This window comes from Brucella sp. TWI432, from assembly GCF_039674445.1.
Lineage (GTDB): Bacteria > Pseudomonadota > Alphaproteobacteria > Rhizobiales > Rhizobiaceae > Brucella > Brucella chromiisoli.
On sequence record NZ_JBDJNL010000001.1, the window covers coordinates 467,769 to 491,470 of the forward strand.

The following is a 23,702-nucleotide window of genomic DNA, read 5'->3' on the forward strand; positions in this document are numbered from 1 at the left end:
AAAAAGACCGCTAAAGCGGCCGCTGTGTTCACTTGATTGTTGCTTCCATCTCGTCAGCAAGATCTCGAAGCTTCTTGGCCATATCGCGCATGGGGTTTGGCACAGCGTCGACTTCGGTTTTTGGTCCGTCGATCAGGTCTAGATCGGCGCGGTTTGCCCACACACTGTAGCCTGCAGGTGTTTCGATCTGGACGCGCGCGCCGTCGGCCAACAAAACTTCAACATTGGTTCCCTTCGGCAGCTTTCCAGTAGGCGCTCCGGCTTTGGTCGAACTGGTTGGCACTTCCTTATTCGCCGCGACAATCGCGCCTTTCGGGAACGGCTCTAGCGCGGGCTCTACCTTTTCAGACATCGCAAGCGTTAAATCCGATCGCATCAGCGCTCCGATCGCAGCGGCGCCAGTTTTCTTGTCAAACACAAGGCGAGTGACATCCCACTTATTCCGTTGTGTAATCCCGAGGTTGGCTTGCACTTCAGCGTGGAAGAGAACTGTCTTCGGTGTGACTGGGATCTTGTAGAAGGCTGCCAGCTCAGCGGTTACCTTGATGAAGCTTTCCCATTGCGTAGCAGTGATCGGATATTTGCCCGGGTTAAACGGCGATTCAACAGATCCAGCCATCGCGCACATTGAAACGCCTATCGAATCCGTATTGCAGTTAAGCGTGTGCGCTGCGTAGCCATCCTTGATGGACCCGGAATTGCTGGCGATCGATGCATCTCCTCGGATGACAGATCCGTCACCCTGGATCAGGATGTGATAGGCCTTTTTATCCGTCGCATTCGCTGTATGCGTTCCAGCTGTCCAATGACAGATGATGCGTTTCATCGGGACGGCCGGCATCCATTGCGCTAATACAAGCGACATTTAATTCTCCTGATTTTTAAAGGAAAGCCCGCCCACTCAGGGTGGAAGGTGAGTGAGCGGACACGTCTTGGCCTATGGATTCAGCCAGACCTAAAACAGTGGGTTCAATCCCAAAGTGTCTTGAAAGCTTTTGCCTGCTCTTCCTGCGGGATGGCTGGCAGGATGATCCTCACGCCGGCCGGGAGGACAGGACCAAATGCTAAAGAATCCGGGTTGGCCTCCAAGAGCGCCTCGGTATTCTTGCTATGCTTCCCGTAATAGACGTAGGCGATGTCATCGAGCTTATCACCATCAACGGTGATATATACCTTTTCGCCTTTGATATTCGTGAAGACACGGTTCAGCATGATCTCACCTATCCTATGTTAGAACCCGGATCGCCCGTCAGGCTTGGAACGCCGGCTTCAACAACCGGACTGCGTGACGTAGCACCAGAAGGATTAGACTTTTTGGCTGTCGAAGATCGAGTACCGCCAGATCCGCTACCGCCCTGACCATCAGCAGAGTTCTTCTCATTCGCCTCTGTGCACGACAGAGATGTCGAATAAGCTCCGCTGGCAGAGAAATTGTGAACGACCGTCTTTGTGGACCAGATCCCGTCGACGTTCGATCTACACCCGCTGGCGACCGTTTGCGCCCCCGCCTGTGCGAAAGGCTCGCCGTTTATTTCAAACGTCGCCTCTTTGCTATCGCGCACAAGCTTCTTTGCCTGCGACTTGGCGGAGCGCTTTGCTTCCTCTGCATCCTGATGAGGCGTACGGATGACGAACTTAGGGCCATCCATCCCCGTATCCTCGGACACGGTCTTCTTTTCATTCTTGCCTCGGTCGTAATACGAGGCCTCGACATTCGAGTGCTTCGGCTCATCTTTTTCAGAAACAGAATAACTGAGAAGATTCTTGCCCCGGGCAGCGATAATGTCAGGGAGAAGCTCGCCGCTTGCAGTCATTCCGCTACCGCGATCGACAACGACAGCTCTTCCGGTCTTGATGGTGATTGATGCATTGAGCTTATCGCCAAGGCGCGTCATGAACTCGAGGGAGTTTTCCTCCGTTTGCGCCTCGTAGGTGTTAACCACCACCTTGATGCTTTCGGATATGACCAGCTCCAGCCCAACCTGCTTTGCGATGAACGAGAAGATGTCGCCGTAGGTGGCGTAATCTTTCTTCGGGAAAGCTTTAGGCTCTCGCTGCTTGGCCAGAGACTTCGCAGCAACTGACTTGGCCTGAATAGTTATCTGCTGCGGGAACCCTGAGAACACGACAGAGTCAACGGAGAAGTCACCGAAGTTTCTCATCTGCCCTTCATAGCCACCGACTGGCGTAAGGATGGCACCTGTTTTCGGAGCTTCGATAGATCCGTCAACATCATCGATGACAAGATTGAGTGTGTCAGACTTAGAGCCAATGTTGTCGGTGATGGTCATCGAGACGCCAGATCCAGCAAGGCGGGATGTGATGTCTACGCCATTCGCGCTGATGGTGAATTTAGGTACTGGCATTAGAAACCAATCCTCAATGAAACATTGAGCGTGTTATCCGCTCCGATGTTACCGGAAAGCGAGATCCCCCCAGCTGACAGGGCGATCGCAGCCATTCGCGCTGGAGACTTATCGTACCGTTTTAATGCAAGCGTCACGGTTATCGTCTGCGGCACGCCTGCGGTGTCGAACAATGTCTCTTCATTGCTTACCGACGTTGCGAGCCACTGGCCGAATATGTTCTGTCCTGCAGGGTTCATATGCACGAGCTGGAGAGGCGTCTGTGCGTTCGCTGCCTCTCTCACGCCTGCAAGCTGTGCCAACCCCCGGCCGTTGAAATGCCGGGGGTGAAATGTTGACGAAAGGGTAATCTCTTCCGATGCCGGACCAAGGCGATGCAAGAGCGGCGCTGCTCCGATGACAGCCTGTTCGCTCATACGCGGCGTAACTGACCGACTGATTGTTTCGACCGAGTAATTCGGTACTGTGAACCTGTACGGTCCCCACGCCATAAGCATTATGCATCTCCGTAAGATACGTTTCCGAAAACAGTTTGCAGAGATCTTGAAAGCTTGGCTTCCAGTTCCGCTGCTGCCTGCGAGACACCTCTTTTGATGGCGGCTTCGACAGAAGCAGGATCGCCATTTTTAACTTCGACCTTGATGTTTATTGGTGCGCTGACGCTTACCGTCGTGCCACCGCCACCGAGTTGTCCGATCTTGTTGTGCGGGATGATTGTGCCGTCAGAGCCGGGAGAAAATAGTTCCTGCCCACGTTCGTTGACCTCGTAGATGCCACCGGCTTTTACTGGGCCACCGAGAGCACGTCGGCCGTCAAGCTTTGGATCCAGAGATCCACCTGACGATGACACGCTTGCCCCGCCTATACCTCTGACCGCACCCGAAACCTGTCTAGCCAACGACAATGCTCTTTCCAGACTTGCCGTATCAACGAGCGGTGTTCCTGTAACAGATAGTTCGGTCTTGATCTGCTCTCCGATAGCCGATGCCTTAGCTTCCGCTTCGGCGCCACCCGTCGACAATGCTTGGATATAGGCTTGGATTCCCTGCTGTGCCGCGGCCGGCCACGATGCTGTCATGGCGCCGAGATCATTTGCAGAGCCGTCAGCCCCGGCCTTTGTCTTCACGCCCATATGGCCTTTGAGGGTGAAGTTTGGGTCCGCCGCATCACCAAGAAGAAATTTCTTCCATGAAGGTGTGCCGCCACGTTCAGCTTTGTTGACCCCGGCCTGAGCGGTCATGCCATAGAGCTTGATGATGTCAAAAAGGCTTGGCGCATATAGAGCTGACTCTTGGCCGAGTTGTTCCTTTTTCACTTCATCGAGATAGCGAGCCGTTTCAATAACGCCAACGGCTCCTAGAGCACCGGACGCCAGGCCTTTGACGCCAGTTCGGGGAGTTTTCCCGCCTCCGGGAATGACGGCGGGTCCTTTACCGCCACCTGCTTTCCCGGCACCACCACCACCGAAACCTAGAACGCGGCCGATGATGCCTCGAGTGGCACGCATCGCTGCGTAACCACCGGCGGCCAGAGCAAGGGCACCCATGACTTCGATTACCCGGCGCGTTGTCTGGCTTAACTGAGTGAACTCAGACGCAAGGTGATCGACAGACTTTAAGATGCCGCTGATCGGAGTTCCCCAGTCTTCAACCATCTTGATGAGTGCGGTTTCAATCGCACCTGTCGCGCGGGTGAAGTCACCGTAAAGGCCTTCATTCGCTTTCACACCAATCGTATTAGTGATGCCTTCCGGGGTATTGTTCATCAGCTCCATAGCCTGAAGAAATTCAGGCAGACGCTTGGATAAAATACTGGCACGAGCGCCCTGTCTCTGCGTGAAGAACGCATTGAGCTGTGCGATCGTTGGATCTGTCTGCAGGATGTCCATCAGCAAGCGTTCGGTATCCACGCTCTCAGCGCTGAACTTGTGGAAGTCACCAAGTTTCTTGGCCACATCCTTCTTATCCTTGGCTGACATCTTGCCGAACATTGGTTCGATCAGATCCATGATACCGGAAGTAAACATGCCTCTGTCGCTGCCGACTGGCAGATCCTCACCCAGCTCTTCGTTGAAGAATGTTTCCTCATCAATGTACTTGGTGATTTGATCCTGGACATCCTGTGTCAGACGGACACCGAAGTTTTCCTGGATCATCTTCGCTATGCCGCGCACCTTGAAGGCGTCCGGCTGCGTTACGTAATCGTCGTAATTGAGCCCCATGCTCTGGAGGGCGATACGACCGGGGTTGGTTGGAGATGCAAGTTTTGCTGAGGCGGTACGTGCGAACACACCAGCCTCGTCACCCTTATAGCCAGCCCGACGCAACACGACGCCCATGGCATTGGCAGTCTGATCTTTAAGGCCAGCGCTTTGCATTGCTGCGCCGCCATAGCGGACATACTGGCGTACGTCGCTGTCATCCATTCCTGCGTTCTTAGCCATCCAGACCAATGAATCCACGAAGCTGTTGATCTTCTTCACATCAGTCAGCGGGATCTGCCGTATCTGGGACGCACTTCGAATGGTTTCCGTTGCCTCTTCGAGAGTCACGCCCATAGCCAGCGCATAGTCAGTGATCGGCTGCATGGCGTTCATAATCGCGCCGGAGTCACGGATGCCGCCCTGGAGCAAACCAACCTGACCTTTTACGACGTCAGCATTGGTGAAACGGGTTTCGTAACCGATCTTCTCCGCCTGCGCATTCATTGCCGCTTTACCGGCCGCGTCAAACACATCGTAACCAAGCGCATCTCGATACGACTTAGCCTGATCGTAAGATACAGTGTCCATGAAGGCGTTGCGTGCAATACCACCAGCTCGGTGCATCGCATATCCGCCTGCGGCGCCGGCCGCCACTCCTGCTACAGAGGGACTGCGGCTACCACCGCCACCACCACCACCTGGGCGCGGTTGCGGCTTGCGGTTCTCACGCTCCATCTCACGCATTTTGCGGATGGTTTGTGACATCTCCTCGCGGACTCGGCGCTGAGAAGAGCTGATCCTCGATCGGCTGGTTATGCTGTAAGACCTGAGAGCCTGCTCCGCGGAGCGGACGGCTGATCTTTGTTCGTTGAATGCTGTGGTTGCAGACTTTAGCGCACTGCGCGCCGTGCGCATTTCGGCATTCATCTTTGCCGTCGGTTTGGTGACGGCCGCCAATGCGTCCTCGAGACGCTTGGCATGAGCGCGAGCTTCACGGAAGCTGCCGTATGTCTGGGCTAGTCCGCGACGAAGTTGACTAAACTCGCCCACCGCCGCTGCTTTACGACGTAGATAGTCGAGCTGGTTGCCGAGGTTCTTTGCCCCGGCAACACCGTTCTTGCCAAGTCTTCCGATCGCAGTTTCAAGACCTTTGAGGGCTTCAGATGTTTTCTTCGACGGTCCTGTTACGGAATCGATCAGCTGGAGACGAAGAGTTGCGATACGGGATGCCATAATGCCCACCTATTTAACTTGGATGGCTTCACCCCAAAGCTCAACGAGTTCGGGGAAAGTCATGTCCAAGATGGATTCAAATGAAACCCCGCCATGGCTTTCCTTCATCACCTTGAAAGCCAAGGTTAACCAGATGCCGATGTTTGCAGGGAGGGGTCTTCTTGCGCCGTCTCCGTCTCGTCCGTATCCAGATCCGTAGTCTGGATCCCATTCGGGGCCACCGCGGGGAGTAACGTAGACTGTGCGAAAAAACCCTCTTGCGCTGCCTCGACACGTTCGCCGTCAATGAAGTCGAGAGCACCGATGACAATCGTCGGAACGCTCATCCATGGCATGTCGACATCATCATCCGCGCCGGGACCATGTTCTTTCACAGCTTCGGCGCACGCGGTGATATAACTGCGCCACTCACGTAGCGATGGCCGTCTGATGGTGATCTGGTCAATTCTTACCCCGTCGTATTTGATGGGAAAATTCAGAGGCAGCACCATGCGGCGCTTCCCGTCCTCGTCAATGATGAGAGGAGGGGACTTCGCAGCTGCCTCTTTCTGCTTCTTTGTCTTGTCCGCGTTGCGAGCTTCCACCCTCGCGATTTCCTCTCTGCTGAGAGACGTCGTGACCTGGTTCATTCCTACTCTCCATCACTGCGCCCCGGCCTTATCGGCCCAGGGCTGTGTTCAGTTCTGCCAACTGGTCAATGCCGTCGATGATGCGTTTAGGTGGCCAAGCCTGAACCTCGTGCACGACATCCGAGCCTGCTTCGTAGCGCATGTATTTGATTGAGTTCATGATGAACTCAACGCCGCTCTTTTCTCCACGCTGCCAGCGATCACGAGAGTTGCCATTTATGGCACCTTCAACGATGCAGACGTGAGGGATGATGCCGCCGTCGAGTTCACTCAACATGCCGCCACGAAATGTGACGCGAGTTGTCCGACCGGGACGTAGCGCCATGCGCTTCATGATGTCTGGGTTGTGGCCCGCCATCTTCACAGTAACCTCGAGAGCTTCAATGGCCGACATCGCCTGATTGACGCCAAGGTCCATACCGCCGCCGCGATATTCCTGTGTCATCGGACGCGGAAGAGGCAGATCCACTTCTTCCGTATCGATACCGAAATCGAGGCTATCCAAGAACATGGTGAAGCCTTGCAAAATATGCCGCATTGGATGATCTCCTTATCGTGCGGTTTTGATTATGCTGTCTGGAGAGCGGCCCCAGCCATACGGGCGATTTCACGAGCGGCGTTGTCTGCAAGCACCGTGTAGTAACCGGTGTTGCGGGAGAACATGAACGTGATGTGCTCGATCGGAGCTGGCGCCTCTGCGTCATAGCTGATGTAGAGATGACCTGCCGCCCACGATTCCTTGGTGTTCAAGCCGGGATCAAGCCATACGCGACCGCCGAGTGTTGCGCCCAAAGCCATCCAGCGACGGAGACCAGAGTTAACTGTTTCCGCGATGTCAGTAAGGTTCTGGAGGCTGAACGGCTTGTCGATGAATGGTTCAGATGCAATCTCGACGGAATCGATGATCGTGTCGTGAGCGCGGCGCACAGACCAGAAGTTTTTCAGCGAGTCCGACGAAGGAACCCTACTACCCCAAAGCTTAAACCCACCGCGTGGCGAGCGCACGATCGCGGCGATCGCGTTACGGTTGAGCAGCTGTGATTCCGCTGCAGGATCGGTGATCGAATGCTCGATAGGACGCGAGATCCCGACGATGCCTTCAACAACGTGGTTCGACGGGGAAACCCAGAAGCCTTCCTCATAATCCACGCGAGCCTGAAGGCCAGCCACACGGGCCGATGCCGGCTCGTTCACCACTTCCCCATCCTTGAACACTTTAACCAGCGGTTCGACGATGAGCAGGCGATCTGTGTCATAGTCTAGGCGGTCTTGGATCGCAGCAGACGTAGTGGTTGCCGTCGAATCCTTGATCACACCAGCGCGGAAGCGGTTGGCTAAAGTCAGGAACTCAACCGTTACTGGGTTGGCCACAGTGCCAAGCTCTGATGTAGCCGTTGCAGGGGTAGTTGCCCCGCCACCAGTCAGGGTGACTGTAGGCTTAGTCGTGTAACCGAAGCCCGGCTTGGTGAGAACAATTTCATCAACAACGCCAGTGGTTGAATTGATTGTTGCCACTGCTTCGGCACCAGAGCCACCGCCACCAGTGATCGCAACTGTCGGGGCTTCAGTATAGCCAGCACCACCAGCCGTTAGTTCAAGTGATGCAACACCGTCAACCGGGCGAATGGACATGAAGCCGGGGGCTGTGAGCAGCTTAGGCTTGAGGCCATGCTCCCCCTGCGCTGTGCGCAATGCGTGCATACCGGTGTAGCCTGTCGAGCTGCCGATGATGTTTGACATCGTCGCGTTTGCTGTTTGGCCTTGCTGCACGCGCACCACAAGAACGGTCTGCGACACACGACCGGACTGATCGAATATCCCTTCGATAGCATCACGAAGCGTTCCGGCAGCGCCGAGACCAACGACCGGGCCATTCGATCCGTAGATTGGGATGACCTTATTCAGTGGCCACAATGTTTCATCGGCATCAGGCGCGGTGCCGACCAGACCAATTATACCGGTGTCGATGGTTTCGACAGGGCGGGGGCCGTTATTCCGCTCGACCGTTTCAATGCCGTGAAGATAAATGTCAGTCATTGGATTCTCCGTGAAGTTTCGGCCGCAGCCGCAACAAAAAAGCCCGGCGGTAAAGCCGGACTATCGGGTTTGGGTACACGCCGCGATAAGACGGGTCAGTGTTGGTTAAAACGTGTGTGTTTCCTACTCCGCAAATTTACGTTGTGGTGGGAGTTAGAAATATACTATGAGGCAGTAAAGACGGGGGCGGTTTTGCAAAAGAACAAAGTAGTTCAGGCACTACGAGGGATAGCGGCACTGGCTGTTGTTATTTTTCACGCCAGCGCGTTGCTCGCTGGTTTATCCGATGAGGCTAGACGGACTTACTACGTTCCGCTCGCCTTCGCGGGTGTAGACCTGTTTTTCCTTATTAGCGGATATATTATCGCATCATCGGTAACGCGGTTCGGTAGCGGGTTGCGCGCGTCTGGAGATTTCATCGTTAAACGTCTAATCCGCATTTGGCCTCCTTATGCGATTGCGACCGCTCTATTCTGTCTCGCGTTCTTTCTGAAAAATGGTGACGGACCCACTGTTTGGGAAATCACTCAAAGTCTTCTTTTTATTCAGTTCGATAACACCCCGTCGCAATACGGCTTTGCTGCGCTTGTTGTCGGCTGGACGCTAAATTATGAAATGTTTTTCTACGTCCTAATGGCGGCTGGCTTGCTTGTTCGCCACCGTTGGGCCTTTATACTGTCGGCATTTGCGATCTTGCTTCTAGCCGTACCGCTTTGGCAGCAACCCGATTTGTCCTTCATTCAGCTTTTGAATGCGGAACGTTTGCAAGCCAACGCATGGGTATTCACTAATCCGTTATGCTGGCTATTTCTCGTTGGCGCTGCGTTTCATTTTGTGGAACGGAAGCAAGTTACGGTAAGCAATGGCTATGTCTTGTCTGCTGTGGCTGTTTTGGCCTTCGCCTTCTTCATGGCGTGTTACCTTTCACCAGCAATGAGCCGACACGGGCTTACTGGAATGGGCCTCGCGGTTGTTCCACTTTTCGCGGCAGCTATCCTGTCTAGAAGTGTGATTGAAAAGTTTGTACCTATGCCGCTCGTCTACTTGGGAGACATATCGTACGCGACGTACCTGACGCATGTGATTATGTTGAGCGTAGTAAAAGCAGCACTGGCATCGATATTAGGCGAAGGATTTGCGCTGATGCTTGTTTCTATCGCTGTCTCTGTCGTCGTGGGAGCGCTCTACTACTCGATTATAGAGCGCCCCATTTCGGCGGTACTTACTTCGCTTCTGAACAAGCGTCGATCTCGCCCTGCAAGAGCCGCTGTTTAAAGTTTGGCAGCGTCTCTCCAAAAGGCGTCTTTCTGTTCCGGCACCCATTCGAGGGAAAGACGAACTGTCTCACTCAATGGATGCAGGCGATGAAAGTTTTGCGCCCCAACGACGAACATTTGTGCGTCGAAACGATCATCCTCGGTTGGCAGTTGGTCGATTATCGCTTGTAGTGGGGTCGGGATAATCCCGCCCTGCATCGCAGCAAGGGCGTCGGTTCGAGTGATAATCCCCATGACGGCAAGCTGTTGGAAGAATTGGCGTCGGCTGATTTCGTCAGGGATCGGCACTGGTTCTGGTTCTGGCTCAACAATTGCTGCGCCATTCCAGATTTTGCCGTAGACGGTTCCGCCGTGACCGCGCGTATATCCGAAGTCGCTATCGATCCCGATCAAATGGCCAGCGATTTGCGAGGACTGGAAGTCCGGTTCCATCGAGTAAATCCGACCATCATCATGCACAGCAATGTAAAACGGATGCGGGAACTCCTTCGCTAAGTCGAACCAATCATTTCCGTTGATATCTCGGAAAATTAGAACTGGTTGTTTACGCGGCTCCCCGAAGATTAGTTCGCCTTCTTCATCAAGTCCGACTGGTAGCGGAGGAAGCTCGATAATTTCCGTACTGGAAATGAATTTTCCGAAATCTCTCATTACCAGCCTCCTAATGCGCGCCAGCCTTGATTGGGTATGTATCTCTGTGGTTGCCTCGAATAAATATCGAGCACTTCCACATTGCGCTTTGATACTGCCGTCACCACGTAGCCAGATGCTCCCGTGATCGGCGAAGTTGCACTGCCTGTCGTACGCATTTCTTGCTGCAAATAGCCATCAAACCTCGTGTCACTAACACGCCAATTCAGCTGGTCTTGTATAGTGGCGAGGTTCCATCCACCAGCACCCAACGTGTTTGCGTAATTTGCTCCATCGGCCCAATTCGCTCCGCCGTTCGCTCTGCCGGAAATACTGACTGGCCAGTTATTGCCAAACCACGTCGCATCTACATTTAGCTCCAGCCCGCTGCCCCAGCCGATGCTAACGACGCCGCCGTTGAACTGCCGCACGGGCGTAAAGTCGAGCGCCTTTTGATAAATCGGATCAAAGTATGCTTTCAGCGTAGCTTTGATGTTCGCCCATGTTGATTTAAACATGGTCGAACTACCAGCTTCTACACCGGCAAAGAAATCTCCATCAGCAGGGGTTTGTTTTCCATTTGCACCGGCAACAGCTGCGCCTACTGTAGCGGTGGTGGGTTTTGGCACAGCATTAAACGCGGTGGATACCTTATGATCGACTTGCTCTTTTGTGTCATAATCCGTTGCGTCTGTAGACAAATAGGCCTCGACAAAATACTTGTCGCCTTGCTGCGGATTGTTGATTGTAATTATTGGACTGTTTTGAGTGTAATCATCATTCTCGCTGATCAAAGCTCCATTGATGAATACCAGGGCTGACGTAAAACCACCTCCGACGGTGATAACGCCATCGGGCTGAGGGCCGAAGATACCTTGCTCGAAGCGTCGACCGCCAATAGAAGTCGTCACAGTTGGGACATAACCGATCCCATCGTAAACGCGTGTGATGGACCCGTCCCACCATAATTGCCCGACGACTGGATTTGTTGGCGGGACAAGAGGCTCGGCAATCGCATCACGCAAGTTCGCATAAGCGGTTTCTGCCCCCTGCCGGGCACCGACAGAAATCTCGGCCGCGGTTTCCGAAGCGGCACGGTTAACTGCGACCGCCGCCCGATCTTCGCCTGTTACTTTTTTGTCGCTCGATACCTGTTCGCTTAGAGCCAGCGTTTGCTCGTAGTACGCTATTTGCAGCAAAGTTGCGCCGGGAAGGCTGGTAATGATCCAGTCTGTATAAGGACCACCTGGGCCCGTAATCTGCTCAAGCGTTATCGAGAGAGCGCCTGTCGAACGATTGAACGATTTCACTTTTGCTATTGCCCAATTCGCCACGGTGGATGCGCGCGAGAGCGCAAGGTATGGCGTGGGAGCAAAGAACTCTCTGTCAGCCGCCACAACGTTTAGGTTGAGCGTTGCAGCGTTCGCCAAAGTTGCTGAGGTATTCGACACGCAAATTACCGTGCCGCCCGTTACCTTCTGCTCAAACCTTGCGAGCTTAAGCGTGATGGACTCAGTACTTTCATCAAGGATCTGATCGGCCTGCTGCACGATAGGCGCAAGCTCTTGTTCGATCACAGTCAGGCCGCGAGCGATAATCGCGTCGGTGACTTCCTTTTGAATGTTGAGCTGTTCTTCGAGTGGAGCCAGTCTAGCCGCCACCGCCTCGATGAAGCCATCCCAAACGGCGGCACTCCAAGCTGTCCGCTTGGTCGAAAGGAAACTAGACAGGTCCGACATGTTATGCCACCTCGTAGGTCTTTACCGCGTCTTTGTCCTGGTCAATCAGGCTTTGCAAAGCGTCACCTTTGATGCGCGTGCTATTGGATGGGTTGATAACCAACCGACCGACTTTCACGCTTTTGGTGAGATCCACCTTGTAGAGCTTTTCAGGATCAATTTTCTTGTCTGGCATTTGCTTCATCCCAAGAGAAAGCCCACCGTTTTAAGGGTGGGCCTGGTTTCAAATATTATGGATATGCAACGCTTGTCGTGCTGGAGACAAGGAACACAGCCAACGCCGATGTGGTGCTGTATGTGGTCTTTCGTTTCCATGTCGATATCGCGGTGCCGAATGTCCATGTGAACGTCCGGCGGATAGAACCGTCTGGCTGCACTTCGTCTGTGACAGCTGAAGGTGCTGTTTCCGTACCAAAGCCGGCTCCGGTCAGCAGGCGACAGCTCAGGTCGTGGTTCACTTCGTCGTAATGCTCGAGGATTACGATCTCCATGATTTCCTTGACCGGACCCGGCGTCACAAAAGGTGTCGTGATATGGACACCGTCTCTGCGTGGTCGAGATACCGTTGCCTTTGACTGAAGCAGATTAATGCCAGGCATCAACTCGGTCGTACCAAGCATGACAATGCGAGCATTGATGTTGGCCGGAAGGTTCGCAAGAGGTGAAGCGCCGCTAACTACTTGGTCAATCGTGTGCCACACGGAGCCAATCTGAACTTCGTATGCAATGGCGCAACCATCGGGCACAGTCTGCCGGGTCACGAGATCGATACTGCAGATACCGCCGGAAAGGTTCCAAGGCTGCAGATTGACCGTGACACGTGGAGCAATGAACTCTGCGACCAACAGTTCAAAGCACGCATCAAGCGAGATACTGCCCTGTGACCATAGACCGTCAGTCGAGACGAAGAACGAACCCTGCGCATACTTATTGTTTTCAGCCATCGCCAACCAATGGTTGCCGGAGGTTATGACAAACCAAGCATATCGCTTACCACCTTCAAGGAACACAGGCTCGATCGCGAACCGTGTCTTGATCGGATGGATCTTAAGATCAGATGCCGAAACAGTTGTCGACGCATAGCAGGCTTCATAGTTCGGTGCGCCGTTCTGGAAGATCTCACACAATGCAAGGCGAACGTCACCGCCGCCGGCATCAACACGACTGAACATGAGGTTGACAGCTGTTACCCAACCCGATCGCGGCATCATGAATGTGTTGCCGGCGACCTGACCTGTGTACGAAGCTTGAACTACCGTCGCAGCCCAATATGGTTCTTCATAAGTATCGATGAAGATCTGACGCAGACGCTTGAACGAATGGTTCGGATCGCCGCTTGGATGTTGCTCCGAAAACTCAGCGTTGTATTCCACGCCGTCCTTATAGAACACACCCTTCACACTGTCGTAACGGCCGGTTTGCCACCAAGTCGCGTTCGTGCATACCACGAAAGGATCTCCGTAACGGATACGGGTTTTCGATGTCGTGTTGAGCTTGTACGAAATGGTCTGCGAACCACCGTTGGCAAGAGCGTGCTCTGTGGATCGCTCTACGATCGAGATCAGATTGTTTTCCGTATAGCGTGGAAGAACAAGCCCACCCTGTGAAGCCTGAATGCCCGTGTCCGAAGGGGTCAGCAAGCCCATGGTGAAGTCAGCCGAGTTGTCGTCGGCAAAGCGAATACCTTCTTCCACTTTCGTTACGGATTGGATGTGCGTGAGGTCCGTCCCGTTCGTGTCGAGGAAGTGATCCGTCTTTGAGTAAGACTTTCCTTCCGGCATGCCCGTCTGTTCAAATACACGGGCCATCTGTTCAAGCAGATAAACCTGCATGTCACGCGAAAGCTTATTGGAGTTGGATGCAACCAGCTTTGAAACGTCAGTCTTGAGACCTTCGACAACCGGCTGTGTTTCATCCATCCAATCTTCCACCAGCTGCACGCGGCTATCAAGCTGCCGTAGTGTGGTGATGCGATTGCGCGTGCTTTGCTCGACCGAAACGATTTCAGTACTGGAGAGTGTAACCCATGCGATCACCGCATTGGCGCTGTCGACAACCGGCCGGGTTGGCGATGGTGCAGGATCACCAAGCTGGATTGCTACGTTTGCCTTGCGCCATTCGATTGTTGCCGTCGGCTGCGGATCTACCTGCGGAGGGTAAACAGATCCATTGACAACAAAGTCACGAGGCTCTGTGCCATCAGCAACAGTCTGCGCCTGAAGAAGGATGGCGACAATACGTCGATTGCCCGAGGTCGGCACTTGAGCCAGCAAGTTCAGAACGGTTGGAGCGTCACCGCCCGTGTAAAGCCTGCCATCCTTGAAAAGGATAACTGGATTTTCAACCGTAACCTGAGTGGTTGCCGTTCGTGCGACTGTCGCGCCAGCATAGCAAGTATCAAGGCGGCCGCTGATCGCTGCTTGAATAAGCGTATCCAGAGCATCGCGTGGCAACTCTGCAATGTTTCTGAAGTCACTAAGGACCGCATTCTGGTTAGATGAAAAGCGGGCAATCTTCATAGTGAAGTCCTCTCGATGGGTATCATGCCGTGCCACGGCTGGGCGGCAGCAAAACTGAGATCGTTAATTTTCATTGGGCGGTAGGTGGCGGTCGTGAACCAGACCTGATCTCGCAGCGATCGCGATTTGTAGATCGCCTCACCGACATCATTCACTCGCTCTGTATTGAGGCCGATGTAGCTGTGACCGATGAACGTATCGCCAACATATGCCCATCGCCCTTCCTTCTCGTAAGTCGCTTTGACGCGGAGGAGGGCTGTGAATGGATCGAGCGCGATGTAACTGTAGTTGATGAACGGTGCGAACAAGCCGCCGGCCTGTCCGACGTTGATCTTCGATTCATCAAGCAGCCGCCATCGATCGTAAATGTATTGCGCCGCCACATCCGAATAAACGAAGGAGTGATCGACACCCGTCCGAGATCCTTCAGTAAGAAACGGCTCGAGGTATCTGCCAGCGTGGCGCTCATAGACGCGCTCTGGAGAGATGTTAAGAGGCGTGACGCTCTCAATGCCCGCCGGGATCTGCCCGGTCCCCAGCGTGCCGTCCCTGCCAACCGTAATGAGCCGGCCACGATTCTTGTTTGATATGAACGAGTGTCCGATATAGCTGTGATCGACAATGACATCGTTTGGCGATGCTTCAGCCGGGATGGCGAATGTTGTGACATCGAGCGCCACGTCACTGCCCCATGTTCCCATCTGGTCAAAGGATCTGATTTCAAATTCCACACCGTCAGAGATGATGGTTGCACGCCGGCCGTAATATCTGGCGGCTTCATTCTCCATTACGAAGAATCCACCCACATATCCCGGCACTTCCCTCGTGCCGTCACCGATCGCAAAGGCCGGCCGTTCACCGGGGATGCTATATGGATACAGCCGTAGCTCATCGAATTGCTTGCGCCATTCGGCCAGCGTGTCTGGCGAATAGTCTGTGAGATAAACACCGACAGGAGGGATGATCGCGTCATAGATCTCAGCGTCGACAAACGACAGGTATTTATTGATACCGGGAAGGGTGCCTTTGAGCCCCTTCATTTCGTAGATCTCAGCAGTGATCCTGCGCTTTTTCCACTCTGGCCAATTCTCTCTCCAGAGATCAACCCCTCGGCCCCATGCGAGGAACGGGAGGTGCGATACCGAACAAAGGAACGGGTCTCGCATCTTTTTCACAAGGTCAACGTCTACACGATTGACCGCAAAAACTGCGAGCTGTTCAAGTTCCTTTTCAAAGTCGGTCGCGTTCATAGGGAGGAGGGTTGCACCTCTATCCATCACGACACCTCAACTATTACCTCTGGCACAAAGACCGTGCCGTACTCTCCGGGAACAACATCGGCCGACGGCTCGATGACCTGGACCGTTTCCAGAGCGTTGTTTAGATGCGCCGCACCAATGATGCCGTCGACACGCAATGACTTTCCGATCGAGGATCTTGACTGCGCATAAGCTTCGATCGATGCTTTGGTGCGAGCCCTAACCGTGCTGACATCAGGCCCGGTTTGAGCCGTGATCTTCACACGTATGATTTGAGATACGACCGTGGCTGACCGGACATAAACGCTGTCAGTCAGCGGCCGGCGTGTCTTTGGCGACAGTGCGGCATAAACTTTGGCGACGACTTCCTGTGGCACAGTGCCGTCACCGTCACGGCCAAGCACGATAATATCGCAGCGATTGTTCAAACCCTTGATGGCTTCAACCTGCTTGATCATCGGGTCGGCCGACCATGCGAAATACCTGTAAGCGTCTTCCGGCCCCGCGGCGGCATAGCCATCCGGGGCAAGATTACGCCGCTGTCGAAACTCTTCATCGCTTTCAAAAACAGGGTTTCCCGCGGAATCTGTCCTGATAATGCGCCGGGTCATACCGAAGTCAGCTGCGAAGTTGTCGAGATCTGTCCCTCGCGCTGATGCGAGCATGACCGCACGAGCGACGTTATTACCGCGAGCTCGCCAGAGCAGTTCTCTTGAGGCGAAAACCTCAATGATGATCTTAGCCGCGTCTGTTTCCAACATCTCGACATTGTACGGCGGAAGCTCTGGCTTCTTTTCACGAACCTTGGCCCACTTCTGCTTGTATTCTACGACCATGTCTTCAAGGATTTGTTCGTAGCTAAGTGTCTCGATCACATCGGGAAGCGGGACAAGTGTTAGATCGATGGCCACGGCGTTTCCTCTCAGGTCAGGTGATTGTGTAAACTCCCCCTTCGATCTCGTTGAGGGCGATGATGGCCGTGCGCTCTACAGGGTTGGAATAATCCCCCAGATGACCGTTCTCAAAGAACACGCCACCTATTTGAAACTTGACAGTACCGGGGGTGGCAGCGTCGACATTCCCACGTAAGAAAACAAAGCCCGGTTCACCGAGTTGCCGCCCTTCAACGATGCGCGGCTCAAGAGCCTGCGCCGTTGCGACATACAGATCGATGATTGTTTCCACGGTTTGTGGCCGGTCAATGATGTTGGGGATGTTTGACCCGAACCCGCGAAGCTGAACGCGCTCACGCAATTCAGTCGTCAAGATCGTGATTATACTCTGGAGGCAATGATCCCACCCGAAGAGGCACCGACCGGTTGTCGCGTCGATGCCTACTCGAGCCATTAGCGTGTCTTCTTATCGAGAGTGGTTGGCGATGGTTCTCCAACCACGGCTGGTTCATTTTTACTACCTGATACTGAAATCAGACCAGACATCACGAGGTACTTTGCCTCGCGATCAGACAGCAAGAGGGATTCATCTTTCTTGCGTCCGGCACCGTGAATGAACCCATCTGCGTTAACGGTATAGCTTTTCTTGGTCATAGTTCCTGCTCCTAATTAGACGGCACGTCCGTGTTTGCTCTGCCCGGCTCTACGCCGCCATGGATATGATCGTTTCCGACATTCTTCCCGTCGTGCTCTTGCTTGCCCCCGGTCTGGGTGGAACCAGCAGCGGAGATCAAGTAGGAAACCCCGCCGACCTCAACGAGGAGTCCTTCAGCTGTAAAGCTAAGCTTCGACGGACCCACCTCAAGGACGAACCCTTGAGCTGATTGAGTGATGACAGCGTCACCAATAGAGGTGCGTTTTTCTGCACCTTTGTTGTGAGGCTGTGGTGTACTGTCCGTGAACCCTCCGCGGATCACGAAGGATTTTGAAAGCTCACCATCCGGCGACACGAGCATAACGCGCTGGCCTACAGACAGCGGGGTCCACTCGTTAATATCGCCAGCCTGTTCTGACCATGATGTTGGCGGGGACTCGACGCCATGGGCTTCGACGATCGCCGTACCTTTTTCAAAGTCGACTTCTTTGACAACGCCTTCTCGGAAGATGTTATTCTGGCGAACAGCATTGCGGCGAACGACACTTTCGATGGTCTCCAGACGCTCGACCAATTTATCGAAAATAGTGGCCATACTCATGTGGAGATACCTATATGTTCCCACTTGATCGGCGTCTTCAGTACAGGCTGTGAACCAACAGACGTGGAAAGCATCTCTGAGAGACGCTTGCCATAGCCAAGAGATTGCGCGCTTTGTTCGCTTGGCGTAAGCGCTGCATTGAGCGTGAGCATGTGCACCAAGTCGTCAACTCGGTCTTTGTAATCATCGAATGTTGAAATACGATCAAGGAAGTCTTTCACCTCTACAGGGATAACTCCCGCGATGTTTTCACGCGATGCTTTCATTTCAACAGTGAGCTGGCGCGCCGCCAACCGAAGACCGCCTTCGACGGATGCACCGCGACGACTGATAACCGTGTGGTATTTTGGGCAGATGTAATTGAATAGATCGCTTGCCACGCCGCCCTTGGTCAATGCTCGAAAGATCTGCTGCTCGAGCGCATCGAGCGTTGTCTCGATCTCACTATCGGTAGATGGGCACTCGAGGGAATATTCCGCGTGTGGCTGGCCATTCTTATCTTTCACAGTTTGAACGACTAGGATTTCAAAGGTCAGTGACATGAAGCGGTCCGCGTGGATTCCGCCGGCCTTAACCCAAGGATCTTTGTCGTAGTCTGTGTAGACAACCACACACGGGAAAACTCGATCGGTTGCAATATCCTCAACCGGCTCAATCTTGGAATCAAATATGTTTGGCCCAGCCAATGTCGGCCACGGCTCATCTTTATTGAGGTAGTTGTTCAGCGCGCAAACAGCGGCCATTCGCGTCAAGCTGCGATAAACACTCATACCTGCCCCTCTCTTTGAACGAGCAATAAGACCATTCGAGAAAGTCCGTCTCTCTGTGCGGAGACGACTTGAAATTCTGGAAGTTCTGGTCGGCCGGGGAAACTGATCAGATCGGACTGTTTTGGCTCATCCAATCTCACCGGGAAGTAAACTCTGTCAATTGATAGCTGCGGATCTCTGCCAGACTGAAGAGAACGCAAGTCGTTCGCTTCACGGTAGGATCTACGCACGCCAAGCTGAACGCCATATTCAGCCGCAATATAATCAAATATGCCTCTGCCTTTTATAACCTTGCGTCCCGCGTCGGGGCCGGGGCGACCGTTTGGTGTCGACTTCATGGGGGTGAACACGAACTCAATCGCGTTCACCCGATCGACCGTCCGGCTGACAGCTTTATCCATACGGTCGAACAGAGACATAGCTCACCTATTATTTTTTGCCTTCAAAAGGCGTGGCAGGATTGTTTTCCCGCGATGAGTCAGGAAGAGCCTTCTCATCGACATTGGCGTCCGACTTCTTGTCGCTCTTGGCGCCTTTAGCGTGGACAACTTCTTCGCCGTTCGCGAGGTCGTCATCACTATCGCCGTCCACATTATTGATCAGACCGGCCGACTTGTATGCCTTTGCGGTATCGACCGAGAGCGATACAGTTTCGCCCGCAGATACGGGACGGCCTTCGATGATCGTGTCATGCTCAACGATATAGTTTTTCATAACTCACCTTTTGACTGGGGCGGCGGCGGCCGATGTGACCACCGCCTTCCTGAATTAGAAGTTTGAGTTCAGGCGTACGCGGCCGGCGCCGGTCGACGCGGACACTGCTTCAGATGCGACCCCAGCCTTTGTGTTGGTGCCTTCAACTGTGGTGGCAATGCCGGCTGCGGTCATGTAAATGGCCTGGCCCTGCGTCCATGCTTCCGCAGCTACCTTTGGAAACTCATAGACTTCACCGATTTTCAGCTCAAACTGCTCGCCGGCTTTAGCCGAGGTTGCGGCCACACCAAACATGGTGCCGACCTTGACGAACGCGCCGGATACTACGGCTGCCGCTGCAACTACAGTGAGGTAATTGCCCGGCTGAATGAAGTTGCGCATTGGGATACTCCCTTGTTTCGCAAAAATGAAAAAGGCGCCGGTTACCTACCAGCGCCTATCGATTGATCGAGGTGACGATTAAGCCTTTGCTTCGCCCGGGTTCTTCTGCGCAAAGCGGAAGTCAGTCACACCGACACCGAAGTCATGAGCCAGCGTGTATTCAACGCCTTCAACGTCGAAGCCAATGCGCTCATTCGTGCGAGGCACTTCCGAACCGAGCAGGTGAAGGTAATGAATGCCACGGCCCATGGTCGAAGCCGCATCGGCAAACAGGAACCAGATCTTTTCTGCGACTGCATCAAGGCGATGCTCATAGACCGGAGTCAGTGAGCGGATACCCTGCGGCACGATGGCGTCAGTAGTGGTTGGAACGGTAACACCCCGGATAAGGATGTCCGCAGCGGTTTCCAGATCAGCGCCTGTGAAGAGGTACTTGGGAGTGACGTTGATGGATTCGCCGTCGATCGTCTTCTGCTTGCGGAACAAGAGGCGAGCGGCTTCGAGCGAATCCTTGGTAATCCCAGCGGCTGCGCCGATGTTATTATGATCAGCATGGAAGATACCCTTGCCATCCTTAAGCTTGATATTGCTCAGGATAGCCCCCCAGACAACGTCGCCCTCCAACTTTGCAGCCTTGAGACCCCAGTTGGAGATCATCTGCATGAAGGCGTTGAGCTGGTCGTTGATCAGCATTTCACGGGTAAACCCGATCTTGCGACCGTATGTCTGGAGCTTCATGCCCTCTGCGCTTTCGCGAACAGTACCGGACTTAAACTCGCCACTTTCACCCTTCGGCAGAAGATCAGGAGCCGAGCCGATGTCGAGCACTTTAGTTTCCCGGAAGTCCGAGAGGATCGTCTTTGTCGCGAAGAGCTGGAAAGTGTTTTCGTAAAGACCGTATGCATTGAGCAGGGTCTGGCGTGTGATGTCCCCAAGGATAATCGGGAAGTCACTGGTCGTGTGCAAGGCGCGTTCTGCAACATCGTGCATCGATCCGCGAACGTTTTCACCGCGTGCGCGGAGAAGTTCTTTCGCAATGTCCATCGTGGACATTGAGCGCCATTCGCGTGCGCCATCTTCCAGATCTTTGACCACGCCCTGACGATGAAGGATCGCATTTGCGACCATCTTACGAACGGTATCTTGTGCGTCCTGCATTCCGCGTGTCTCGATATGAGGGAAAGTTGGGTTGGACGCCTGACGCGCAACCAGCGTGGCAAACACATGATTGCGGAAATCGTCGACGCTACCGCCTTCGTCGATTGCCTTGCGAACTTCATCGCTTTCGACATCGATGCTTACCGAACGGGCAAGATCGTTGATGTCCTTAACACGCTTACGTTCAGAGGCCGTCGCTTCTGCCGACGCCGCATTTACCTGCTCAATGGTGAGCGGTGCCGGCACGACTGTTGTTGCAGGGGCAGGCTTGATTTCCGCAACGCCGCGAGCCTTCAGCTCTTCTTCAACCGCACGGCGAACAGCGCCTTCGGATTCCGCACGCTGCTTATCTTCTTCGTCGTATGCTGCGATGAGGCGAGCACGAAGAGCGTCATCTGTTTCGCCTTCGTTACGGGAAAGACCCGCACCCATTGCCAGTGCGTCAAGCTTGTCGCCATTGAAAGACTTGGCTGCTTCGCGCTTGTTCATTGCTTTATTCTCCGTGGAAATTGCGGGGTCTTCCGCAGTTTGGATCATCTGGCGAACCAGAACTTTTTCAAAATCTTCGCCAGCTGGCTCAGAGCGCTCAGAGCGAGAGATTGCCTCGTAGTCGGCAGGCACGGGGACCGCTGAAAGCTCCAGCGGTTCCCAGTCGATTGCGCGAAGGGTTGGCAGCCTGCCGTCAGAGCCTTCGGTTTTCTCGTAGCTATGGATGCGATAGCCAACGGAGATTGGGAGGGGATGACCGTCACGAAGATCCTGCAGGATGCTTTCGGCCATTGCATTTCGTGAGAACATGATCGTTGCGTAGCCGCGGCCGTTCTCAAATCGCACGCTGCCTGGAACAACAGTGCCAAGGCGGTTCTGCATGGAATACTGATCGTGCGTATCGAGCAGAGACATTGCGTTAAAGCGGCCCATTCGGATCGCCTTAGCATCAACGGCAAGCTCTTCCATGTAGTAGCCTTCGTCGTAGGAATAGCGCTTGACCGCAGCGCCGGTTGTCCAGCAAACCTCGACCGTGCGCTTTTCCTCGTTGAAGGTATCCGACCGCACCTCACAGGCCATGAATGGCTTAGGGATGCGGATCTCCGTTTCCAGAGATCTCTTAAGGGGTTTTGGCATTGCTGCCTCCGTTATCTTTAGCCTCACCATCACCGGCCCATTGAGCCTGCCCCTGCGAAGTCACCTTGCGCGGATCACTGTCGAGCACGACCTTGCTGGTGGTTTTGTCGACCATCAGATTCCACTCATCGGTTTCTTTGAGAACTTCTTCTGGGTCGCGGCCCGTGGAGGAAATGACCTCCTTCATCGATCGCTTGCCCATGCGAACCTCAGCGAGGTCTGCACGAGCGTCATCGAGACGAGTGATGCTCATCTTTTCAGGCGGATTCCACTCTGGATCTTCATCCCAGTTCTTTGGAATTTTTCCATCGAGCTTGGCGGCTTCGAGGAACCAACCCACAACCCGTTCAAGGACCATGGGGATGATGAGCTGCCATTGGATGATTTCAACAAAGCGTTGATACTCAAGCAGGCCGAGCTTGCCTGAAGCGAAGTTTGCCTGACTGAAATCACCTGTCACGACCTCGTATGGGATGCGTGCACCTGCCGCGATGCTGCGATGACGTGTGCGTATGTAAGGCTCAAGGCCTGCTGAAATAGCAGGACTGTTGAACTTGATGTCCTTGCCGCCACGCAACACACCAAACATTCCCGGCTCCATTCTTTCAAATGGGGTTCCGTAAATGTCTGTTACCGAGATACCTTCGTCGATATTTGCAGGATCATCCGTTTCCGCGATGCCAAGGTTAGGATCGTTCGGGTCCACTTCATCGTCACCAGGCACGACCATGCCGACAACACACGCCTCGACTTTCTTACGGATCTGCTCCGAGAGCTCGTAGTCAGCGAGGTTATGCATGTCCATCATGACAGGCGAAAGCCAAGGAACGCCATGAACCTGATTGGCCTGAGGCTCATAAAGATGCGCGATCTCTTCGGCCGGCACGAACTTACTCTGGAGATCCGTTGGAACCGTTAGCCATCCGGTGGATGATTTCGGGTTGCTTCCGTGCATCCAGTAGCCGCGACGGTTTCCGATCGCGTCAAACTCGACACCTTGAACAATCCGGTTGCCGGGGTTTGTGATCGGCGTGCCATACTTGCCCCAGTCACAGAATTCAGCGTCCAGGATCTGGAGTTGCAATGGAACCGGCAGTTTGTCTGCACGCTCTCGATACCGGCGACGAACATATACTTCACCGTCCGTCACCATCATTCTGGCCAGCAGGTGAATGCCGCCGTTGAAATCCAGATCAGTTCCCGTGAAGCAAACCTTCGACCATTTCTTGAAAATCTTGGAAACCCGAGGGTCTTTGAACCGAGGCGTGATGCCAAAGCCGACAAAGTTGTTGGCGTGAGCCGTTACGATCTTTGCCGCGAGCGCGTGATTGCGGACAAGGTTTCTCGACCGATCCCGGAGGATTGGACCTGCTTTACCAATTTCCGTATCAGCTGTTGACGACGGAGCACGGATGCCCGACGCAAGCCGTCCATTCGATGCGCCTTCATAGCCGCGAATCCCCGAAAGAATTTCCATTCTCTTCCGCTGCGCCAAGCGGTTCGCCCCAGCCCG

Annotated in this window: 24 protein-coding genes; 1 reads left to right on the forward strand and 23 read right to left on the reverse strand. The window is 54.0% G+C overall.

Annotation, left to right across the window (positions count from 1 at the left end):
• Positions 1-28: 28 nt before the first annotated feature.
• The 8 genes from ABE527_RS02230 to ABE527_RS02265 all read right to left on the reverse strand — a co-directional run bounded on the left by ABE527_RS02230 (position 29) and on the right by ABE527_RS02265 (position 8,468).
• Complete coding sequence (locus ABE527_RS02230; RefSeq protein WP_499695962.1) at positions 29-865, reverse strand: peptidoglycan recognition protein family protein; 837 nt, start codon at positions 863-865, stop codon at positions 29-31.
• A 104-nt stretch (positions 866-969) separates the two neighbouring features.
• A complete protein-coding gene (locus ABE527_RS02235) occupies positions 970-1,212 on the reverse strand; it encodes a tail protein X (RefSeq protein ID WP_499695963.1) in 243 nt (80 codons plus the stop codon).
• A gap of 8 nt (positions 1,213-1,220) precedes the next feature.
• The gene (locus ABE527_RS02240) at positions 1,221-2,366 is read right to left on the reverse strand and encodes a phage late control D family protein (RefSeq protein ID WP_499695964.1); all 1,146 of its coding nucleotides are present in this window, start codon (positions 2,364-2,366) and stop codon (positions 1,221-1,223) included.
• The gene (locus ABE527_RS02245) at positions 2,366-2,863 is read right to left on the reverse strand and encodes a phage tail protein (RefSeq protein ID WP_499695965.1); all 498 of its coding nucleotides are present in this window, start codon (positions 2,861-2,863) and stop codon (positions 2,366-2,368) included. The genes ABE527_RS02240 and ABE527_RS02245 overlap by 1 nt, the downstream gene beginning before the upstream one ends.
• Entirely contained in the window at positions 2,863-5,802 is a 2,940-nt protein-coding gene (locus tag ABE527_RS02250) for a phage tail tape measure protein (RefSeq protein WP_499695966.1), read from the reverse strand. The genes ABE527_RS02245 and ABE527_RS02250 overlap by 1 nt, the downstream gene beginning before the upstream one ends.
• Before the next feature lie 125 nt (positions 5,803-5,927).
• Positions 5,928-6,431 (reverse strand): phage tail assembly protein, encoded by a 504-nt coding sequence (locus ABE527_RS02255; RefSeq protein WP_499695967.1) that lies wholly within the window; start codon positions 6,429-6,431, stop codon positions 5,928-5,930.
• Between the two features lie 28 nt (positions 6,432-6,459).
• Entirely contained in the window at positions 6,460-6,969 is a 510-nt protein-coding gene (locus ABE527_RS02260) for a phage major tail tube protein (protein WP_499695968.1), read from the reverse strand.
• 29 nt (positions 6,970-6,998) lie between these two features.
• Positions 6,999-8,468, reverse strand: a complete 1,470-nt coding sequence (locus ABE527_RS02265; protein WP_499695969.1) for a phage tail sheath subtilisin-like domain-containing protein — start codon at positions 8,466-8,468, stop codon at positions 6,999-7,001.
• A gap of 192 nt (positions 8,469-8,660) precedes the next feature.
• Here ABE527_RS02265 and ABE527_RS02270 point away from each other — a divergent pair, with 192 nt between their 5' ends.
• The gene (locus tag ABE527_RS02270; RefSeq protein ID WP_499695970.1) at positions 8,661-9,743 is read left to right on the forward strand and encodes an acyltransferase family protein; all 1,083 of its coding nucleotides are present in this window, start codon (positions 8,661-8,663) and stop codon (positions 9,741-9,743) included.
• On the opposite strand, the gene ABE527_RS02275 is transcribed toward ABE527_RS02270, so the two are convergent.
• The 15 genes from ABE527_RS02275 to ABE527_RS02345 form a co-directional block, all read right to left on the reverse strand.
• Positions 9,740-10,396: a hypothetical protein gene (locus ABE527_RS02275; RefSeq protein WP_499695971.1), complete on the reverse strand. Its 657-nt coding sequence runs from the start codon at positions 10,394-10,396 to the stop codon at positions 9,740-9,742. The genes ABE527_RS02270 and ABE527_RS02275 overlap by 4 nt on opposite strands.
• A complete protein-coding gene (locus ABE527_RS02280) occupies positions 10,396-12,114 on the reverse strand; it encodes a hypothetical protein (RefSeq protein WP_499695972.1) in 1,719 nt (572 codons plus the stop codon). The genes ABE527_RS02275 and ABE527_RS02280 overlap by 1 nt, the downstream gene beginning before the upstream one ends.
• A 1-nt stretch (position 12,115) precedes the next feature.
• The gene (locus ABE527_RS02285) at positions 12,116-12,289 is read right to left on the reverse strand and encodes a hypothetical protein (protein ID WP_499695973.1); all 174 of its coding nucleotides are present in this window, start codon (positions 12,287-12,289) and stop codon (positions 12,116-12,118) included.
• Between the two features lie 55 nt (positions 12,290-12,344).
• Positions 12,345-14,633: a hypothetical protein gene (locus ABE527_RS02290; protein WP_499695974.1), complete on the reverse strand. Its 2,289-nt coding sequence runs from the start codon at positions 14,631-14,633 to the stop codon at positions 12,345-12,347.
• On the reverse strand, positions 14,630-15,883 hold the full coding sequence (locus ABE527_RS02295; RefSeq protein WP_499695975.1) for a phage tail protein I: 1,254 nt from the start codon (positions 15,881-15,883) through the stop codon (positions 14,630-14,632). Before ABE527_RS02295 ends, ABE527_RS02290 begins: the two co-directional genes overlap by 4 nt.
• A gap of 26 nt (positions 15,884-15,909) precedes the next feature.
• A complete protein-coding gene (locus tag ABE527_RS02300) occupies positions 15,910-16,803 on the reverse strand; it encodes a baseplate assembly protein (protein WP_499695976.1) in 894 nt (297 codons plus the stop codon).
• 16 nt (positions 16,804-16,819) lie between these two features.
• On the reverse strand, positions 16,820-17,239 hold the full coding sequence (locus ABE527_RS02305; RefSeq protein WP_499695977.1) for a GPW/gp25 family protein: 420 nt from the start codon (positions 17,237-17,239) through the stop codon (positions 16,820-16,822).
• On the reverse strand, positions 17,239-17,439 hold the full coding sequence (locus tag ABE527_RS02310) for a hypothetical protein (RefSeq protein WP_499695978.1): 201 nt from the start codon (positions 17,437-17,439) through the stop codon (positions 17,239-17,241). Before ABE527_RS02310 ends, ABE527_RS02305 begins: the two co-directional genes overlap by 1 nt.
• 11 nt (positions 17,440-17,450) lie before the next feature.
• Positions 17,451-18,041 carry a hypothetical protein gene (locus ABE527_RS02315; RefSeq protein WP_499695979.1) on the reverse strand — a complete coding sequence of 197 codons (591 nt, stop codon included), beginning with the start codon at positions 18,039-18,041 and terminating at the stop codon, positions 17,451-17,453.
• Positions 18,038-18,811 (reverse strand): hypothetical protein, encoded by a 774-nt coding sequence (locus tag ABE527_RS02320; protein WP_499695980.1) that lies wholly within the window; start codon positions 18,809-18,811, stop codon positions 18,038-18,040. The genes ABE527_RS02315 and ABE527_RS02320 overlap by 4 nt, the downstream gene beginning before the upstream one ends.
• On the reverse strand, positions 18,808-19,230 hold the full coding sequence (locus tag ABE527_RS02325; RefSeq protein ID WP_499695981.1) for a hypothetical protein: 423 nt from the start codon (positions 19,228-19,230) through the stop codon (positions 18,808-18,810). Before ABE527_RS02325 ends, ABE527_RS02320 begins: the two co-directional genes overlap by 4 nt.
• 10 nt (positions 19,231-19,240) lie before the next feature.
• Positions 19,241-19,525 carry a hypothetical protein gene (locus ABE527_RS02330; RefSeq protein WP_499695982.1) on the reverse strand — a complete coding sequence of 95 codons (285 nt, stop codon included), beginning with the start codon at positions 19,523-19,525 and terminating at the stop codon, positions 19,241-19,243.
• A 54-nt stretch (positions 19,526-19,579) separates the two neighbouring features.
• Entirely contained in the window at positions 19,580-19,906 is a 327-nt protein-coding gene (locus tag ABE527_RS02335) for a DUF2190 family protein (protein WP_499695983.1), read from the reverse strand.
• Between the two features lie 78 nt (positions 19,907-19,984).
• Complete coding sequence (locus ABE527_RS02340; RefSeq protein ID WP_499695984.1) at positions 19,985-22,189, reverse strand: prohead protease/major capsid protein fusion protein; 2,205 nt, start codon at positions 22,187-22,189, stop codon at positions 19,985-19,987.
• A complete protein-coding gene (locus ABE527_RS02345; protein WP_499695985.1) occupies positions 22,173-23,666 on the reverse strand; it encodes a phage portal protein in 1,494 nt (497 codons plus the stop codon). The genes ABE527_RS02340 and ABE527_RS02345 overlap by 17 nt, the downstream gene beginning before the upstream one ends.
• Positions 23,667-23,702: the final 36 nt, after the last annotated feature.

Bases quoted from the DNA above. Each gene is read 5' to 3' on its own strand.
- ABE527_RS02255 (WP_499695967.1), bottom strand. From the start codon at position 6,431: ATGAACCAGGTCACGACGTCTCTCAGCAGAGAGGAAATCGCGAGGGTG.
- ABE527_RS02275 (WP_499695971.1), bottom strand. From the start codon at position 10,396: ATGAGAGATTTCGGAAAATTCATTTCCAGTACGGAAATTATCGAGCTT.
- ABE527_RS02335 (WP_499695983.1), bottom strand. From the start codon at position 19,906: ATGCGCAACTTCATTCAGCCGGGCAATTACCTCACTGTAGTTGCAGCG.
- ABE527_RS02315 (WP_499695979.1), bottom strand. From the start codon at position 18,041: ATGAGTATGGCCACTATTTTCGATAAATTGGTCGAGCGTCTGGAGACC.
- ABE527_RS02260 (WP_499695968.1), bottom strand. From the start codon at position 6,969: ATGCGGCATATTTTGCAAGGCTTCACCATGTTCTTGGATAGCCTCGAT.
- ABE527_RS02325 (WP_499695981.1), bottom strand. From the start codon at position 19,230: ATGTCTCTGTTCGACCGTATGGATAAAGCTGTCAGCCGGACGGTCGAT.
- ABE527_RS02340 (WP_499695984.1), bottom strand. From the start codon at position 22,189: ATGCCAAAACCCCTTAAGAGATCTCTGGAAACGGAGATCCGCATCCCT.
- ABE527_RS02330 (WP_499695982.1), bottom strand. From the start codon at position 19,525: ATGAAAAACTATATCGTTGAGCATGACACGATCATCGAAGGCCGTCCC.
- ABE527_RS02345 (WP_499695985.1), bottom strand. From the start codon at position 23,666: ATGGAAATTCTTTCGGGGATTCGCGGCTATGAAGGCGCATCGAATGGA.
- ABE527_RS02240 (WP_499695964.1), bottom strand. From the start codon at position 2,366: ATGCCAGTACCTAAATTCACCATCAGCGCGAATGGCGTAGACATCACA.
- ABE527_RS02245 (WP_499695965.1), bottom strand. From the start codon at position 2,863: ATGCTTATGGCGTGGGGACCGTACAGGTTCACAGTACCGAATTACTCG.
- ABE527_RS02235 (WP_499695963.1), bottom strand. From the start codon at position 1,212: ATGCTGAACCGTGTCTTCACGAATATCAAAGGCGAAAAGGTATATATC.
- ABE527_RS02285 (WP_499695973.1), bottom strand. From the start codon at position 12,289: ATGCCAGACAAGAAAATTGATCCTGAAAAGCTCTACAAGGTGGATCTC.
- ABE527_RS02290 (WP_499695974.1), bottom strand. From the start codon at position 14,633: ATGAAGATTGCCCGCTTTTCATCTAACCAGAATGCGGTCCTTAGTGAC.
- ABE527_RS02250 (WP_499695966.1), bottom strand. From the start codon at position 5,802: ATGGCATCCCGTATCGCAACTCTTCGTCTCCAGCTGATCGATTCCGTA.
- ABE527_RS02310 (WP_499695978.1), bottom strand. From the start codon at position 17,439: ATGACCAAGAAAAGCTATACCGTTAACGCAGATGGGTTCATTCACGGT.
- ABE527_RS02320 (WP_499695980.1), bottom strand. From the start codon at position 18,811: ATGAGTGTTTATCGCAGCTTGACGCGAATGGCCGCTGTTTGCGCGCTG.
- ABE527_RS02265 (WP_499695969.1), bottom strand. From the start codon at position 8,468: ATGACTGACATTTATCTTCACGGCATTGAAACGGTCGAGCGGAATAAC.
- ABE527_RS02295 (WP_499695975.1), bottom strand. From the start codon at position 15,883: ATGAACGCGACCGACTTTGAAAAGGAACTTGAACAGCTCGCAGTTTTT.
- ABE527_RS02230 (WP_499695962.1), bottom strand. From the start codon at position 865: ATGTCGCTTGTATTAGCGCAATGGATGCCGGCCGTCCCGATGAAACGC.
- ABE527_RS02280 (WP_499695972.1), bottom strand. From the start codon at position 12,114: ATGTCGGACCTGTCTAGTTTCCTTTCGACCAAGCGGACAGCTTGGAGT.
- ABE527_RS02305 (WP_499695977.1), bottom strand. From the start codon at position 17,239: ATGGCTCGAGTAGGCATCGACGCGACAACCGGTCGGTGCCTCTTCGGG.